This is a genomic window from Streptomyces sp. NPDC018000 (genome assembly GCF_044328025.1).
Classification (GTDB): Bacteria; Actinomycetota; Actinomycetes; order Streptomycetales; family Streptomycetaceae; genus Streptomyces.
The window spans coordinates 132,992-149,032 of sequence record NZ_JBIRGM010000001.1; the positions used below are offsets into that span (position 1 = coordinate 132,992).

18 protein-coding genes are annotated in these 16,041 nt (G+C 69.8%); 14 read left to right on the forward strand and 4 right to left on the reverse strand.

Going from position 1 to position 16,041, the window contains the following annotated elements:
* Window positions 1–48: 48 nt before the first annotated feature.
* The gene (locus tag ACH4EW_RS00645; protein ID WP_398249717.1) at window positions 49–1,278 is read right to left on the reverse strand and encodes a sensor histidine kinase; all 1,230 of its coding nucleotides are present in this window, start codon (window positions 1,276–1,278) and stop codon (window positions 49–51) included.
* A gap of 170 nt (window positions 1,279–1,448) precedes the next feature.
* Between ACH4EW_RS00645 and ACH4EW_RS00650 the strand changes: the two genes are divergently transcribed.
* The 12 genes from ACH4EW_RS00650 (at window position 1,449) to htpX (ending at window position 13,148) form a co-directional block, all read left to right on the forward strand.
* Window positions 1,449–1,850 (forward strand): NADH-quinone oxidoreductase subunit A, encoded by a 402-nt coding sequence (locus tag ACH4EW_RS00650; RefSeq protein ID WP_037689408.1) that lies wholly within the window; start codon window positions 1,449–1,451, stop codon window positions 1,848–1,850.
* The gene (locus ACH4EW_RS00655) at window positions 1,841–2,476 is read left to right on the forward strand and encodes an NADH-quinone oxidoreductase subunit B (RefSeq protein WP_398249719.1); all 636 of its coding nucleotides are present in this window, start codon (window positions 1,841–1,843) and stop codon (window positions 2,474–2,476) included. Before ACH4EW_RS00650 ends, ACH4EW_RS00655 begins: the two co-directional genes overlap by 10 nt.
* A complete protein-coding gene (locus ACH4EW_RS00660; RefSeq protein WP_398249721.1) occupies window positions 2,473–3,759 on the forward strand; it encodes an NADH-quinone oxidoreductase subunit C in 1,287 nt (428 codons plus the stop codon). Before ACH4EW_RS00655 ends, ACH4EW_RS00660 begins: the two co-directional genes overlap by 4 nt.
* Window positions 3,756–4,724, forward strand: coding sequence for an NADH-quinone oxidoreductase subunit H (locus ACH4EW_RS00665; protein ID WP_398249722.1), 969 nt, complete (start codon window positions 3,756–3,758; stop codon window positions 4,722–4,724). Before ACH4EW_RS00660 ends, ACH4EW_RS00665 begins: the two co-directional genes overlap by 4 nt.
* Before the next feature lie 80 nt (window positions 4,725–4,804).
* The gene (locus ACH4EW_RS00670; protein ID WP_398249724.1) at window positions 4,805–5,329 is read left to right on the forward strand and encodes a 4Fe-4S binding protein; all 525 of its coding nucleotides are present in this window, start codon (window positions 4,805–4,807) and stop codon (window positions 5,327–5,329) included.
* On the forward strand, window positions 5,326–5,889 hold the full coding sequence (locus ACH4EW_RS00675) for an NADH-quinone oxidoreductase subunit J (RefSeq protein ID WP_398249726.1): 564 nt from the start codon (window positions 5,326–5,328) through the stop codon (window positions 5,887–5,889). Before ACH4EW_RS00670 ends, ACH4EW_RS00675 begins: the two co-directional genes overlap by 4 nt.
* On the forward strand, window positions 5,889–6,293 hold the full coding sequence (nuoK, locus tag ACH4EW_RS00680; protein ID WP_398249728.1) for an NADH-quinone oxidoreductase subunit NuoK: 405 nt from the start codon (window positions 5,889–5,891) through the stop codon (window positions 6,291–6,293). The genes ACH4EW_RS00675 and nuoK overlap by 1 nt, the downstream gene beginning before the upstream one ends.
* A complete protein-coding gene (locus tag ACH4EW_RS00685) occupies window positions 6,290–8,335 on the forward strand; it encodes an NADH-quinone oxidoreductase subunit L (protein WP_398249730.1) in 2,046 nt (681 codons plus the stop codon). Before nuoK ends, ACH4EW_RS00685 begins: the two co-directional genes overlap by 4 nt.
* 3 nt (window positions 8,336–8,338) lie before the next feature.
* The gene (locus ACH4EW_RS00690) at window positions 8,339–9,913 is read left to right on the forward strand and encodes a NuoM family protein (RefSeq protein WP_398249732.1); all 1,575 of its coding nucleotides are present in this window, start codon (window positions 8,339–8,341) and stop codon (window positions 9,911–9,913) included.
* On the forward strand, window positions 9,910–11,514 hold the full coding sequence (locus ACH4EW_RS00695) for an NADH-quinone oxidoreductase subunit N (RefSeq protein ID WP_398249734.1): 1,605 nt from the start codon (window positions 9,910–9,912) through the stop codon (window positions 11,512–11,514). The genes ACH4EW_RS00690 and ACH4EW_RS00695 overlap by 4 nt, the downstream gene beginning before the upstream one ends.
* Before the next feature lie 97 nt (window positions 11,515–11,611).
* Entirely contained in the window at window positions 11,612–12,070 is a 459-nt protein-coding gene (locus ACH4EW_RS00700; protein ID WP_398249736.1) for an MscL family protein, read from the forward strand.
* A 214-nt stretch (window positions 12,071–12,284) separates the two neighbouring features.
* Entirely contained in the window at window positions 12,285–13,148 is an 864-nt protein-coding gene (gene htpX, locus ACH4EW_RS00705) for a zinc metalloprotease HtpX (protein WP_398249738.1), read from the forward strand.
* Between the two features lie 86 nt (window positions 13,149–13,234).
* On the opposite strand, the gene ACH4EW_RS00710 is transcribed toward htpX, so the two are convergent.
* Window positions 13,235–13,639, reverse strand: coding sequence for a YccF domain-containing protein (locus ACH4EW_RS00710; protein WP_398251193.1), 405 nt, complete (start codon window positions 13,637–13,639; stop codon window positions 13,235–13,237).
* A 114-nt stretch (window positions 13,640–13,753) separates the two neighbouring features.
* Here ACH4EW_RS00710 and ACH4EW_RS00715 point away from each other — a divergent pair, with 114 nt between their 5' ends.
* A complete protein-coding gene (locus tag ACH4EW_RS00715) occupies window positions 13,754–14,311 on the forward strand; it encodes an SMI1/KNR4 family protein (protein ID WP_398249740.1) in 558 nt (185 codons plus the stop codon).
* A gap of 105 nt (window positions 14,312–14,416) precedes the next feature.
* The gene (locus tag ACH4EW_RS00720) at window positions 14,417–14,689 is read left to right on the forward strand and encodes a GlsB/YeaQ/YmgE family stress response membrane protein (RefSeq protein WP_398249742.1); all 273 of its coding nucleotides are present in this window, start codon (window positions 14,417–14,419) and stop codon (window positions 14,687–14,689) included.
* Here ACH4EW_RS00720 and ACH4EW_RS00725 read toward each other — a convergent pair.
* Together ACH4EW_RS00725 and ACH4EW_RS00730 are read right to left on the reverse strand one after the other, a co-directional pair.
* Window positions 14,650–15,363 (reverse strand): alpha-ketoglutarate-dependent dioxygenase AlkB family protein, encoded by a 714-nt coding sequence (locus ACH4EW_RS00725; protein WP_398249744.1) that lies wholly within the window; start codon window positions 15,361–15,363, stop codon window positions 14,650–14,652. The genes ACH4EW_RS00720 and ACH4EW_RS00725 overlap by 40 nt on opposite strands.
* Window position 15,364: 1 nt before the next feature.
* Window positions 15,365–15,874 carry a methylated-DNA--[protein]-cysteine S-methyltransferase gene (locus ACH4EW_RS00730; protein WP_398249746.1) on the reverse strand — a complete coding sequence of 170 codons (510 nt, stop codon included), beginning with the start codon at window positions 15,872–15,874 and terminating at the stop codon, window positions 15,365–15,367.
* Between the last annotated feature and the right edge of the window lie 167 nt (window positions 15,875–16,041).

Below are 16,041 nucleotides of genomic sequence, written 5' to 3' on the forward strand. Positions count from 1 at the left end.
GGGCTCAGAGGCTTGGCCCAGGGGCCGGCTGGCCCAGGGGCGCCTGGCCTAGGGACGCCTGGCCGCTCTCGTACGGTTCGGTTCTCTCTCCCGGTCCCGGTTCCGGTCCTGGTCCCGGTCCCGCCAGGGCAGCTCCGCGGTGACTGTCGTAGGGCCGCCGGCCGGCGAGTCGAGGACGAACAGCCCGTCGACGGCGCCCAGTCGTTCGGCCAGCCCGGCCATGCCCGTACCGCCGTCCATCCGGGCCCCGCCCCGCCCGTCGTCCGTGACCTGGATCAGCAGCCGGTTCGCCGACCGCCACACCTCGACGGACGCTGACCGTGCCGCGCTGTGCTTGCTCACGTTCTGCAACAGCTCCGAGACCGTGAAATAGGCGATTCCCTCGATCGCCTCCGCGGGGCGCGCCGGCAGATCCACCCCCACCGTCACGGGGACGGTGCAGCGGGAGGCGATGGCGGAGAGTGCGGCGTCGAGTCCTCGGTCGGTGAGGACGGCGGGGTGGATGCCGCGGGCGAGGTCGCGGAGTTCCTGGAGGGCGATCTTGACCTCGCCGTGGGCTTCGTCGACCATGCGGGCGGCGGCTTCGGGGTCGTTGTCGAGCTTCTCCTTCGCCAGGCCCAGGTCCATGGCGAGGGCGACGAGCCGGGCCTGTGCGCCGTCGTGCAGGTCGCGTTCGATGCGGCGCAGGTCGGCGGCGGCCGTGTCGACGACCACCCCGCGGTCCGACTCCAGCTCGGCGATCCTGCGCTCCAGCTCGTCGGAGGGCGAGAGCAGTCCGCGAGCCATCGCCCGGTCGGCAGCGGCGAGGAGCCGCGCGATGTAGGGGAGCACCGGCCACAACACGACGAGGCTCACGGACGTCACGGCGAAGGTGAGTACGCCCCAGGGCAACCGGACGAAGGAGTACAGCACCGCCCGCCAGCCCACCGTGTCCGAGAGGCTCGACCACAGCCAGGGGAAGAACCCCTGTTCCCGACGGGACAGAACCATCGGGCTCGGCTCGTCGATCCGTACCCCGAGCATCGCCCGCGCCCGGCTCCGCTCGGCCCTGCCGATCAGCCGCGCCCCGTACATCCCGGCGGCGAGCAGGGGCAGTCCGATCACCGTGACCGCAAGCCCCACACCGATGCCGATCATGATCACTGCGTAAGCAAACCCGGCAATGGCCATGGGGAGGTTGGCCAGGAGATAGGCGATCTCCTTCCATGTCCACCGATCGAGGGCGAAGCGGGCGGGCGGCGGCCGGTCGTTGTCGGGCACCAGGGGACTCGTGGTCATACGCCCCAGCCTGCCGGGCGGGGCCCGCCCACGCCATGGGGCTCGTGGGTGGGGTGAAGTAGGGATAACCCCACCCGTTGTCCGATGCGACTGCTTACTCTCCCTTTAACAGGGCCTAGACTCCCGTGCGTACAGATCGTCGAACAGGTTTGAGGGAGCGAGGGGCGGACGTGGCGGACCTGCCGGAATCGACCGTTCTCGCGTCGGACTACTTCCACAGCTATTCAGTGGTCGGACTGCTCGCTGTGATCGGCGTGCTGTTCGTCGCCGTCGCCTTCGGGGCAGGCCGACTGCTGCGTCCTGTGGTTCCCACGCCGGAGAAGCTCCTGACGTACGAGTGCGGCGTGGACCCCGTGGGTGAAGGATGGGCACATACCCAGGTCCGTTATTACGTGTATGCCTTCCTGTATGTGATCTTCGCCGTCGACTCGATCTTCCTGTTTCCGTGGGCGACCGTATTCGCCGCACCCGGATACGGGGCGACGACTCTGGTGGAAATGTTCATCTTCCTCGGTTTCCTGGCCGTAGGACTGCTCTACGCATGGAAGAAGGGCGTCCTCGAATGGACGTGACGAGCCCGCAGCCCGGGGCGGGATCCGAACCGCAGCCCGTTCCGACATTCCTGCCGGAGCCCAAGCGGCTCGGCGTCCTGTCGCGTCTGGCTCCCGAGCCGATGAAGGTGGTCCTTAACTGGGGCCGCCGCTACAGCCTCTGGGTCTTCAACTTCGGGCTCGCCTGCTGCGCGATCGAATTCATCGCCGCCTCCATGGCCCGGCACGACTTCATCCGGCTCGGCGTGATCCCGTTCGCACCCGGCCCGCGCCAGGCCGACCTCATGATCGTTTCCGGCACGGTGACGGACAAGATGGCTCCGGCCGTGAAGCGGCTGTACGAGCAGATGCCCGAGCCCAAGTACGTCATCTCCTTCGGAGCCTGCTCCAACTGCGGCGGCCCGTACTGGGACTCGTACTCCGTGACGAAGGGCGTCGACCAGATCATTCCGGTCGATGTCTACGTCCCCGGCTGCCCGCCCCGGCCGGAGGCGCTCCTCCAGGGCATCCTCAAGCTGCAGGAGAAGATCGCCCGCGAGTCGCTGGGTGAGCGGTACGCGACGGGCGGCGGCAGCCGTCCTTCCACCGCCGCACTGCGCAGCGGCCTGGTCGCCGCCCCGCCGACACCGGGGGAGGAGCCGAAGTGACCGGTACCGAAAGCCATGACCGGGAAAGCTACGACCGGCTGCCGGACGCCGCCGCCGAGCTCTTCGGTGAGGACGCGACGGCCGAGTACGCGTACGACCTGCTGACCGTCGACGTACCGGCGGCCTCCTGGATCGCCGCGCTCGAAACGGCCCGCGACCGACTGGGCTGCACCTATTTCGACTGGCTGAGCGCGGTCGACGAACCGGGCACGGGGCTCCGGGTCTGCGCCCATGTCGCCTCCCTGGCCGAGGGCAAGGTCCGTCGGCTCTTGATCCGTACGACCGTTCCGCACGAGGCGGCAGTCCTTCCCACCGCCATCGACATCTACGCGGGCGCCGCCTGGCACGAGCGCGAGACACACGAGATGTTCGGCATCGGCTTCGAGGGCCACCCGCATCTGGTGCCGCTGCTGCTGCCGGAGGGCTTCGAGGGGCACCCGCTGCGCAAGGACTTCGTGCTGGCGGCGCGCGTTGCGAAGGCCTGGCCGGGCGCGAAGGAGCCGGGCGAGTCGGAGCACGGTGGCCCGAAGCGGCGCACGATGCTGCCGCCCGGCGTCCCCGACCCGAATGAATGGGGCCCCCTGAAGGGCCAGCTCCCACCCGCCCCGTCCCGCCCGGCCCGCACCCCGCGCGCGGCAGGCGACCGCCCGGTACGCCGCACCCGCAGCGTGACCGAGGGATCGGCCACCCAGCAGTCAAAGGCGGCAGCCCCGGCCGCCGGGACCGCGCCTGCCGCACCCCCGCGTCGCACCCGCAGCGCATCCCAGGGCTCGGCCAGCCAGCAGCGCGAGGCGGCGAAGCCCGGTACGGCCGGGACGGGGCCCGGGACACCGGAACAGGCAGGACCGAACGCCCCGGGGACGACACCGACGGGGTCGGCCACGGACCAGGCAGCCCAGGACCGGGCAACTGAGCACCGGGCAACCGAACAGCGGGCAACCGAGCACCGGGCGGCCCAGGACCGGGCAGCCCCGGCCGAGGGTGCCTCGGAGCCGTCGCGGACGAACCCGGCGCCGAGCCCCGCAAGCAGCGACGCTCCCTGGCACCATGCCCGCCCGGCCTTCGACACGCCCCCGGACTCGGGTGCCCCCCAGTCCCCCCGGCGTTTGAGGAGAGGGGGCCCGGAGGCCGGGGGAGAGGCCCCGCGCAGCGGCACCCCCACCCCCGAGACCACCCCCGACGACACCGCACCCGTGGACACCCCCGACCAGCCCGAGCCCCCGGCCCAGGACCCCACCCCCGAGCCGGCCCCCGACCGCCCCGCCGGAGGCGATACCGCGTGAACGACGCACTGGACGTCGCCCTCCGGCTCGTCATCGTCTTCGCCGTGTTCATGGTCCTCCCCCTCGTGGTGGGGCAGACCGAACACAAGGTGATGGCTCATATGCAGGGCCGTCTCGGCCCCATGTACGCGGGCGGCTTCCACGGCTGGGCCCAGCTCGTCGCGGACGGCGTGAAGTTCGCGCAGAAGGAAGACATCGTCCCGGCCGAGGCCGACCGCCGTGTCTTCCAGCTCGCGCCGGCCGTCGCGCTGCTCCCGTACCTCCTCGTGCTCGTCGCCATCCCGATCGGCCCCAGCGAGGGCGCGGTCGGACAGATCGTCGACGCGGGCATCTTCTTCGTGCTCGCCGTGATGGGCGTCGGTGTGCTCGGCTCGCTGATGGCGGGGTGGGCGTCGGCCAACAAGTTCTCCCTCCTCGGGGGCCTGCGCACCGCCGCCCAGCTGCTCGCGTACGAACTGCCGATGCTGCTCGCCGCCGCCTCCGTCGCGATGGCGGCAGGCACCGTCTCCCTCCCTGGCATCCTCAATGCCTTCGAGTGGTGGTGGCTGCCCTGGCAGATCGTCGGCGCCCTGGTCTTCTTCGTGGCCGGACTCGCCGAACTGCAGCGCCCGCCGTTCGACATGCCGGTCGCCGACTCGGAGATCATCTTCGGCGCGTACACCGAGTACACCGGCCTCCGCTTCGCACTGTTCCTGCTCGCCGAGTACGCGGGCATCGTCGTCCTGAGCGCACTCACCACCGTCCTCTTCCTCGGCGGCTGGCACGGCCCGTTCGGCGCCGACGGACTCGGCTGGGTCTGGACGCTCCTCAAGACCGCGGTTCTCGCCTTCGTCGTCATCTGGCTGCGCGTGAGCTACCCCCGGCTCCGCGAGGACCAGCTGCAGAAGCTCGCCTGGACCACCCTCATCCCGCTCGCTCTCGCGCAGATCGCGCTCACCGGCATCGTGAAGGTGGCGATCAACTGATGGCTGCATCGCTCCCGCCCTCCCGGCCCCGCATCCCCGGCTCAGGCCTGGCCAAAGGCTTGGCGGTCACCCTGCGGACGATGACGAGGAAGACGGTCACCGCACAGTACCCGGACGTCCAGCCCGAGCTCCCGCCCCGCTCCCGCGGTGTCATCGCACTCTTCGAGGAGAACTGCACGGTCTGCATGCTCTGCGCCCGTGAGTGCCCGGACTGGTGCATCTACATCGACTCCCACAAGGAGACGGTGCCCGCCGCCGCCCCAGGCGGACGCGAGCGCAGCCGCAACGTCCTCGACCGCTTCGCGATCGACTTCTCGCTCTGTATGTACTGCGGTATCTGTATCGAGGTGTGTCCCTTCGACGCACTGTTCTGGTCGCCGGAGTTCGAGTACGCGGAGACGGACATCCTCGAACTCACCCATGAGCGCGACAAGCTCCGCGAATGGATGTGGACGGTGCCGGAACCGCCCGCGCTCGACCCGGGCGCCGAGGAACCGAAGGAGATCGCCGCCGCCCGCAAGACGGCGGAGAAACTCGAAGCGCAGCGCGCCAAGGAGGCACAGGAAGCCCAGCAGGCCCAGAAGGAAGAAGAGGGGCAGGAGTGACACTCGCAGCCGCCGCGGCCCACTCCGCCCACTCCGGCTTCCTCTCCCCGACCGGCATCGAGATCGCCTTCGTCCTCGTCGGCATCGCCACCCTCGGCGCAGCCCTCGTCACCGTCACGACCAAGCAGCTGGTCCATGCCGCCCTCTGGCTGGTCGTGGCGCTCGGTGGTCTCGCCGTCGAGTACCTCCTGCTCACCGCGGAGTTCATCGCCTGGCTGCAGGTACTGATCTACGTCGGTTCCGTGGTCGTACTCCTTCTCTTCGGGCTGATGCTCACCAAGGCCCCCATCGGCCGCTCCCCGGACGCCGACTCGGGCAACCGCTGGGCGGCCCTCGGCGTGGCGGTAGCCGCCGCCGGTGTGCTCGTCTGGGTCGTCGTCGACGCCTTCCGCACCACCTGGATCGACCTGGACGGACCGGCCCAGGGCTCCACCGAGGTCACCGGTGCCTTCCTCTTCCGGCACTGGGTACTGCCCTTCGAAGCACTCTCCGTTCTGCTGCTCGCCGCCCTCGTCGGCGCGATCGTCCTGTCCCGCAAGCGCAGTAAGGAGCAGAGCTGATGCACCTCGCCTATCCCGCCGTGCTCGCCGCCCTCCTCTTCTGCACCGGGCTGTACGGAGTGCTCGCCCGCCGCAACGCGATCCTGGTCCTGATGTCCGTCGAGCTGATGCTCAACGCCGTCAATCTCAACCTGGTCGCCTTCGACGTCTGGCTCCGCGACACCCTGCACTCCGGCCAGGCCCTCACCCTCTTCACCATCGCCATCGCGGCGGCGGAGACCGGCATCGGTCTGGCGATCGTCCTCGCCGTCCACCGCAACCGCGGCAGCTCGGACGTCGACCGCCTCCGCGACACCGCCGAGACCGCCGCCGCCGAAACTCTCCCCGACGACGAGCCCCACGGCACCGAAGAACAGGCCACTGCTCCGGCAGGGATGGCAAAGAAGGCAGAGGCCACCGCGTGACCACCACGACCCTCGCCGTCCTCGTCCCCCTCCTTCCGTTCCTGGGTGCCGCGGCCGGTCTCCTGCTCGGCCCACCCGTCTCCCGCCACCGCCCCGAGACGGGGCTTCGCGCGCTTTTCTTCGCCCCCGGATACGTACGTCCCCTCGCCGTACTCCCCACCTTCGCCTCCTTCGTGCTCGCCGTCGTCGTCGCCTCGGACCAGGGCGGCGGCCGGCCCATCGACGCGGCGACCCGGCTCACTCCCACCGGCTCGGTCCCGATCGACCTCGCCCTGCACCTCGACGGCTTCGCGGTCCTCGTCGCCGTCCTGGTCGGGCTCGTCGCGACCTGTGTGCAGATCTACTCGACCGCCTATCTGCGCGACGACCCCCGTTACCCCTCGTACGCGGCTCTCGTCTCCCTCTTCACCTCCGCGATGCTGCTCGTCGTCTACTCCGGCGACCTGATGGTGCTCCTGGTCGGCTGGGAGATCATGGGCATCTGCTCGTACTTCCTCGTCGGCCACTACTGGGAGACGCCCGAAGCCCGCGCCGCCTCCCTCAAGGCCTTCCTGGTCACCAAACTTGGCGACGTCCCCTTTCTGATCGGTCTTTTCGCGCTCGCCGCCGACACCGGAACGTTCCGCATCACCGGCATCCTGGACGCCGTCGCCAACGGCGGCCTGGACCAGGCCACCGTCATCGCCCTGCTGCTCCTCGCGGGCGTCGCGGGAAAGTCCGCGCAGTTCCCCCTGCACACCTGGCTGCCCGACGCGATGGCCGGCCCCACCCCCGTCTCCGCGCTGATCCACGCCGCGACGATGGTCGCCGCCGGTATCTACTTCGTGGCCCGGCTCCTCCCCGTCTTCACCCAGTCCGGCGCGGCCCTCGTCGTCCTCGCCGTGATGGCGGCGATCACGATGATCGGCTCGGGACTCGCCGCCCTCGCCCAGGACGACATCAAACGCGTCCTCGCCTACTCGACGATCGGCCAGCTCGGCTACATGGCCGGCGCCCTGGCCGTCGGCGACCGCGGTGCCGCCGTCTTCCACCTCCTCTCCCACGGTGCGTTCAAGGCCGTCCTCTTCCTCGCGGCGGGCGTCGTCATCCACGCCGCCGGGACCAACTCGCTGGCCGCCATGTCCCGCATGGGCGGCCTGGCGAAGCGCATCCCGGACGCCTACTGGACGATGACTGTCGCCCTCCTCGCGCTCGCCGCCATCCCGCCGTTCGCCGGCTTCTTCTCCAAGGAAGCCATCCTCGTCGCCGCCGAGCACACCGCACTCGGGGAGCAGCACGTCGCCCCGGCCGCTGCCGGCTGGACCGTCCTCGTCGCCGGACTGCTCGCCGCCGCCCTCACCGCCGCGTACGCCACCCGCCTCTGGCTCCTCGCCTTCCGGGGCCGCGGCGCCGGGGCCCCGGACCACGGCAGGCAGCCCGTCGCGATGACCGCCGTCCTCTGGGTCCTCGCCGTCCCCACCATCGCCTTCGGACTGACCGTCGGCGCGATCACCGACTGGTTCGACGGCCACAGCCTCACCCCGTCCGTGACCACCGCCGTCCTCTCCACAGGCGTCGGCCTTGTCGGCGGCCTCGTCACCTACGGCGCCTGGCGCCACACATCGGCACTCGCCGCCCGCACCCCCGTCGGCGTCGTCGTCGCCCATCCCGACGCCGAACCCGCCCTCGTCGAGGCCCAGGCCCTGTCGGCACACGCCGCCGCCTACGGCACCGACGGGGACGTCCCCGACCCGGCCGACCCCGGCCGCCTGCTGCTCGGCCCGCTTCACCGGCACGCCGCCGCCGGCTTCCACCTCGACGCCCTGTACGCGACCCTGTTCGTCCGCCCCGTCCGGGCCGCGGCGAGCCTCGTCCGCTTCCTGGACCGTGAGGTCGTCGACACCTACGTACGCGGCTCCGGCACCGGCGCACGCTGGCTCGGCACCGCCGTCCGCCGCGCGCAGACCGGCAATGTGCAGACCTACCTCAGCGCACTGCTCGCCGGTTCCCTAGTCCTGGCGATCGCCGCCGTCGTTTTTGCCAACGTCAACGCCGGGTCGTGAGCCGTGATCGATATCAGCGAATCCGTGATGCAGTTCCTTCTCGCGTTCATCGTCGTCGGCCCGCTCATCGGCGCTGTGGCCGCCCTTCTGCCGGCCCCGCCCGGACTGAAGGGAACCAGCCCCGACCAGGCCGTGCTCCGCCACGGTGTGACCGTCACCGGTGCGATCCTCATCGCCACGATCGTGCTCGCCCTCGGCTTCGACCTCGACCACCCGTCGAAGATGCAGGCCACCACCGACATCAGCTGGATCCCGGCGCTCGGCGTCCGCATCCACCTCGGCATCGACGGCATCTCGCTCCCCCTTCTCGTACTGACCGCGCTGCTGACCTTCCTCTGCGCGCTCTACAGCTACTTCAAAATGCCCAAGGGCCCCTCCCCGAAGGCCTTCGTCGCACTCGTCCTCGTCCTGGAGTCCGGCACCCTCGCGACCTTCGCCGTTCTCGATCTGCTGCTGTTCTTCCTGGCGTTCGAGATGGTGCTCATCCCGATGTACTTCCTCATCGCCCGCTGGGGCGGTGCGCAGAAGCAGGCCGCCGCCTGGAAGTTCATCCTCTACACGCTGCTCGGCTCGGTGATCATGCTGCTGGGCCTGCTCCTGATCGGACTGAAGAGCGGCACCTTCGACATGGTGGCACTCGCCACTGACAACGGCCGTGGGCTCACCTCGTCCGTGCAGGTCATCGCGGTTCTGGCGATCGGTATCGGGCTCGCCGTGAAGACCCCGATGTGGCCGCTGCACAGCTGGCTCCCGGACGCCCACACCGCCGCCCCGACCGTCGGCTCGGTCCTGCTCGCGGGCGTCCTGCTCAAGATGGGTACATACGGATTCGTCCGCATCCTGCTTCCCATCGCCCCCGACGGGATGCACACCTTCGCGCCCTACCTCGCCGCCTTCGCGAGCGTCGGCATCGTCTACGGATCGCTCGCCTGCCTGGCGCTGGCCCGTCCCGGCTCCAAGGGCGACCTCAAGCGGCTGATCGCTTACTCCTCCGTCGGACACATGGGCTTCGTGCTTCTCGGCATCGCGAGCATGACCCCCACAGGAGTCAACGGCGCGCTCTTCGCCAACATCGCCCACGGCCTCATCACCGGCCTGCTCTTCTTCCTGGTCGGCGCGGTCAAGGACCGCTGCGGCACAGCCGACCTCGACACCCTCTCCGGCGCCACCGGGGCCGCACTCTACGGCCGGGCACCCCGCCTCGGCGGCCTCCTCGCCTTCGCCGCCGTCGCCTCCCTCGGCCTGCCCGGGCTCGCCGGGTTCTGGGGCGAGATGCTCGCCCTGTTCGGCTCCTTCGACCCCGCCGACGGCCTCAGCCGCCCCGCCTTTCTCACCTTCATGTCGATCGCCGCGTTCGGCACTCTGCTCACCGCCGCGTACATGCTGATCGTCGTACGCCGCGTCTGCATGGGTGAGAAGCGGGAAGAGCCGCAACAGCTCGCCGACGTCCAGCCATACGAATTCGCTGCCTGGACTCCGCTCGTCGCCCTCACCGTCCTCGCCGGCCTGTGGCCCGCCGTCCTCCTCGGCCTCACCGACCCGGCCGTGCAGAAGCTCCTCGCAGGAGGCAAGTCGTGACCGCAGCCGTCGTCACCCCGGGCGTCGTCACCACAGCGGCCGAGAGCACCACCAGCCTCGTCCAGTCCGTCGACTGGCTCGCGATCGCGCCCCCGGCCGTCGTCGCGGCCGCCGCCCTGATCGTCCTGGTCGCCGACCTCTTCCTGCCCGAGGAACGCAAGGCGCTCCTCGGCTGGGTCACCATGGCCGGACTCGTGGCCGCACTCGCCTTCCTCGTCCCGCTGCGCGACGGCGACCGCTCCACCTTCTGCCTCACCGCGGCAGCCACCGGCACCAGTGGCACCGGGGCCTGCAGCTACACCGCCGACCACTTCGCCCTCGTCATCCAGGCCCTCGTGCTCGGCGGCGCCCTGCTGACCGCGCTGCTCTCCCTCGGCGACACCCGCAAACTCCCGGCGGGCGAGTTCTGGTTCCTCCTGCTGTCCTCCGCGTCGGGCGCCGCGCTCCTGCCCGCCGCCCGCGACCTCGCCACCCTCGTCGTCGCCCTCGAAGTCGCCTCGCTGCCCGCCTTCGCCCTCGTCGGCATCAAGCGCGGCGACCGGCGGTCCTCCGAGGCCGCACTGAAGTTCTTCCTCTCCTCCGTCGTCGCGACCGCCGTCATGCTGTTCGGCATCAGCTTCGTGTACGCCTCCACCGGCACCCTGCACCTCACGGAGATCGCCGCCCGGCTCGACGACGTACCCGGTCAGCTGGGCACCGTCGCCAAGGCGGGTGTCGTCCTCACCCTGGTCGGCTTCGCCTTCAAGACGGCCGCCGCGCCTTTCCACTTCTGGGTTCCCGACACCTACATCGGCGCCCCCCTGCCGATCGCCGCCTACCTCTCGGTCGTCGGCAAGGCGGTCGGTTTCTCCGGCCTCATCCTCGTCACCGTGATCGCGTTCCCGGCGTACGCCGACGTCTGGGGACCGGCCCTCGCCGTCCTCGCCGCGCTCACCATGACGATCGGCAACGTGGCCGCCCTGCGCCAGAACGCCACCCGCGTCCGTAGCGCCGTGCGCCTGCTCGCCTGGTCGTCCGTCGCCCAGGCCGGCTACCTCCTGGTACCGATCGCCGCCGCCGCGTACTCCAGCGACGAACACATCGGCTCCACCGTCGCGTACGCCCTCATGTACGCCGTCGTGAACCTCGGCGCATTCGCGGTCGCCGCCCTCGTCGCCCGTACGAATCCCGGAAACCGGATCTCCGACTACCGCGGCCTGTACGCCACCCGCCCCCTCGCAGCCGCCGCGATGGCCTTCTTCCTGCTCTGCCTGGCCGGTCTGCCGCCCGGTATCGTCGGCCTCTTCGCCAAGGTGACGGTCTTCTCGGCGGCCGTCGACGCGGGACTCGGCTGGCTCGCCGTGGTCATGGCCGTCAACGTCGTGATCGCGCTCTACTACTACCTGCAGTGGACCGCGGTGCTCTTCCGCGCCCCGGAAGAGGTCCCGGCGGAAGGGGCCCCGGCCGACGCCGCGCCCACGGACGCGGCCACACACGTATCCCTCAGGCACCGCGCCCCGGCCTCCCTCACCGCCGCGATCGCCCTCACCGCCGTCGCAGGCGTCCTGCTCTCCGGTGCTCCGCAGACGGTCCTCAGGTTCGCCGCGGTCAATCTCTTCTGATGTACGCAAGATCGGTTTGCCCGGGACAGCCCGCACAGGGCAAGGTCATGCCCGCACGTCCCCACACGCGTACGCATATCCCAGAGGAGCGAGAGCAGTGCTGAACGGGTTCAAGGACTTCATCCTGCGAGGGAACGTCATCTCCATGGCCATCGGGCTGGCCGTCGGAGCTGCGTTCACCGCAGTCGTCACCGGCTTCAGCACCGCCTTCATCACCCCGCTCATCGGCCTCGCAACCGGTTCCGTCGGCGACTTCAGCTCGGCGCAGTTCTCGATCGAGGGCACCATCTTCCCGTACGGGAAGTTCCTGGCCGCCGCCATCGCCTTCCTGATCACCGCGGCGGTGCTCTACTTCGGCGTCGTCGTTCCCATGACGAAGGTCCAGAACCGTTTCTCCAAGGCGGACGACAAGGTCGACATCAAGGCCGCCGTGCGCGACTGTCCCCGCTGCTACACCGAGATCCCGGCCATCGCCTCCCGCTGCGCCCACTGCACCAGCGAGATCAAGCCGGACCCCGAGGCCCTCGCACTCGCCGGCCTCCCCGCCCAGCGCTGAGCCGTCCGGCGCCGACGGGCACACGCCCATCCCTCCACCCGTACGGCCCAGAGCCCGATCCGGCCGCAAGTACCGGACAGGCCCTGTTCCTGCGGCCGCGTGCACAAGGGAACTAGCTCTCCTCGCCTGGCGTTGACCAGTACGAGAGGCTCCACTGAGGTAGTGGAGACCACAAGTAAAGGGTTCCCCTGCCGCACCACTTGGAGGGCGTACCGTGCACCGCCGGCACAACGGGCTGAAAACCGCCGTACTCCTCGGGGGCCTGTCCGCACTCATCATCGTCATTGGAAGCTTCTTCGGACGTACAGGCCTGATCGTCGGGCTTTTCGTAGCCGTCGGCACCAACGCCTACGCGTACTGGAACAGCGACAAGCTGGCGCTCAGGGCCATGCGCGCCCGTCCCGTCAGCGAATTCGAGGCGCCACAGCTCTACCGCATGGTCCGCGAGCTGTCAACGGCCGCCCGCCAGCCCATGCCCCGGCTCTACATCTCCCCGACACAGGCCCCCAACGCCTTTGCCACCGGCCGCAATCCGCGCAATGCGGCGGTCTGCTGCACCGAGGGCATTCTGCAGATCCTGGACGAGAGAGAGCTGCGCGGCGTGCTCGGCCACGAGCTGAGCCATGTCTACAACCGCGACATCCTGATCTCCTCCGTCGCCGGAGCGCTCGCCTCTGTTGTCATGTTCCTGGTCAACTTCGCCTGGCTGATCCCGGCGGGCCGGTCCAACGACGACGAGGGCCCCGGCTTCCTCGGCATGCTGCTGATCATGATCCTTGGTCCGCTGGCAGCCTCCGTCATCCAGCTGGCCGTGAGCCGCTCCCGCGAATACGAGGCGGACGCCTCGGGCGCCCAGCTGACCGGCGACCCGCTGGCTCTCGCCAGCGCGCTGCGGAAGCTCGACGCCGGTACGAAACAGCTCCCTCTGCCCCCCGAGCCCAGGATCGAGACCGCGAGCCACATGATGATCGCGAACCCCTTCCGCCCCGGCCAGGGCATGTCCAAGATGTTCTCGACACACCCGCCGATGGCGGAGCGCATCGCCCGCCTGGAGCAGATGGCCGGTCGTCGCCCGTGAGAGACGATCCTTGCGGATGCCCCTTGGGCCGACCCGGTCTTGATCAGAGGTGAACCGCCGCCCCTGCCAGGGGCGGACGACAACCCCTAGTGCCGCGCCCCGAACGCTTCGTCGGTCGCGACCACCTCTCGACCCAGCGGCATGAGCGAGATGGGGATCATCTTCAGGTTTGCCCAGCCGAAGGGGATTCCGATGATCGACACGAACAGCGGAATGCTTGTGATCAGGTGCCCCAGCGCGAGCCACCACCCGGCGAAGACGAGCCAGATCACATTGCCGACGCAGGAAGGCGCCCCCGCGTCGGGCCGTTCCACGGTGGTCCGCCCGAACGGCCACAGCACGTAGCCGGCGATCCTCAGGGATGCGATGCCGAATGGAATCGTCACGATCAGAACGAAACAGATGATCGCGGCGATCAGGTACCCGAGGGCCATCCAGATCCCGCAGAACACCACCCACAAGACGTTCAGGATCAGCTGTACGAGCTTCATGATCACTAGCCTTCCCTAAGTCTCGCCTGCCGGCAGGGCCGTTCAAAGCCAGTATCGGGCCCGGGGCCGAAGAGGGCTCGCCTGATTGTCAGTGCCGTCGTCCACCATGAACCCATGAACGACACCGAGCAGTTGCTGGCAGCCGTGGAGAAGACCGCACGGACCACCCCGCGCCGGGAGAAGTACACTCTCCCGGCACCTCTGCCCGCCGAGGGCGTCAAGCGTGCCGAAGCCGCCCTCGGCTTTGCCCTGCCGCCGCTGCTCACCGCCCTGTACACCCGGATCGCCAACGGCGGCTTCGGGCCGGAGTACGGTCTGATACCGCTGATCGGCGACCGGGCCCCGGACGGGGAGGAGTCCGCCGTCGCGCAGTATCTCGCCCACCGCCGGAGCGCGACCGAGGAGGGCGAGTGGCCGTGGCCGGAGGGCGTGCTGCCGATATGCAGCCTGGGCTGCGGGATGTACTCCTGCGTGGACTGCCGCAGCGAACAAACCACGGTGTTGCTCTTCGAGCCGAACGCCGACGAGCCGGAGCACGCCTGGTACGTGGATCAGCCCGACCTCGCCCAGTGGCTCCGCCGCTGGCTGGACGGCACCGCGTGGTACTCCGAGGAGCCCGAGGACGAAGGGGCCGACATGGAGCCCTGGCCGGATTTCAGCGCCCGCGTATGACCCATGACCGAGCGGGCAGAGCCCGTCCTCTGACGGCGCAGGCAACCGCCCGACCGGCATGAACGTCTTGGATTTCAAGACCGAGTGACGGGTAGGTTCGCACGCATGAGCATCATTGGTTGGATCATTCTCGGATTGCTGGCCGGGGCCATTGCCAAGGTCCTGCTCCCGGGTCGCGACCCGGGCGGCCTGGTCGGCACGACCCTCATCGGGATCGTTGGTGCCCTCCTCGGCGGCTGGATATCTTCGCGCTACCTCGACCGCCCGATCTCCAACGACTTCTACGACACGGCCACTTGGCTCGCGGCCATCGGCGGTTCGCTGGTCCTGCTGATCGTCTACCGGCTGCTCTTCGGGAACTCCCGCGAACGCCGCTGACGCCAGTCAGCGTCCGGGGTGCCCAACCCGGTCTCGCGCAGAGTCAGATTGATCCGGCCACGGCCCATCCCCGTCGCAGGGCCGGCCGTTCTGGGGTAGACCTTCGGCACACCGTGGAACGCGAAGCGTGAAGGTCCGCCGAAGACGAAGAGGTCGCCGGAGGCCAACTCCACATCCGTGTAGGGCTTTCCGCGGTTCTCCGTGTTACCGAAGCGGAAGACGCACGTGTCGCCGATGCTGAGCGACACCACCGGAGCACCGGACCGCTCCTCCTTGTCCTGGTGCATGCCCATCCGTGCCGCGCCGTCATAGAAGTTGATGAGGGCGGTGTCCGGCGCGTACGTCCGGGCCGGGCTCTCGTCCCCGTACGCCTCCATCAGTGCCTCTCGTCCCAAATCCGCCAGCCAGCCGGGGAATTCGGCGACCCGTGCACCGTTCACATCGTCGGCCGTAAGCGAATACCGGTACGGCTGCCAGTGCCACCCAAGACAGACCGTCTGCACGGACATCACCCCGCCACCCGGCAGCACGGTGTGACGCAAGGGCACGGGCCCGCGCGCCCACTCCCGGCAGGCCGCAGCCAACTCCCGCTGGCGCTCCGGTGACAGCCACTCGGGAACATGCACGGCCCCCGGCGCGACGACGGCCCGCGGCCTCGGGAAGAGCCCGGACATGTCAGCGCACCGCCAGGGCGCCTTCCAGCCCCAGAAGCTGTTCCTTGCGCTCCAGGCCACCCGCGTACCCCCGCAAGGCTCCGTCCGCGCCGATCACCCGGTGGCACGGCCGCACGACCAGCAGCGGATTGCGCCCGATCGCCGTCCCCACGGCCCGTACGCCCGCCCCGGGCGTACCGATCCGTTCGGCGATCTGTCCGTACGACACGGTCTCCCCGTACGGGACGGTGTCCAGCGCCGCCCAGACCCGGCGCTGGAAGTCGGTGCCCAGGCCGTCCGCGTACACGATGTCGAAGCGGGTCAGCCGCCCCTCGAAGTACGCCCGCAGCTGTGCGGCGATCCCCACGAAGGCTTCCGGCGCGTGGACCCACCCGTTCTGGACAACTGCGGCGCCCTTCTGGCCGGGCAGCGAGAGCGAGGCGAGCGCGACCGGGCCGTTCGCGCCGGTGGCCTCCTCGCCGACCAGCAGCAGCTCACCCAACGGGCTGTCGACCGTTGCGTACATGGTCATGACTCGTCCCTCTCCTCGCCCGGCATGCCGGAAATCGACAGGATCGTCGTCCGACATGGACAAGTCTGCGTCCCCCGCTCCGCCGCGACCGGCGGTATTCGGACATCGCATCCCGGGTGCGGGGCGGAGCGGCGCATCCCGCTCCGCACCACCCCGCGCCCGGAAGG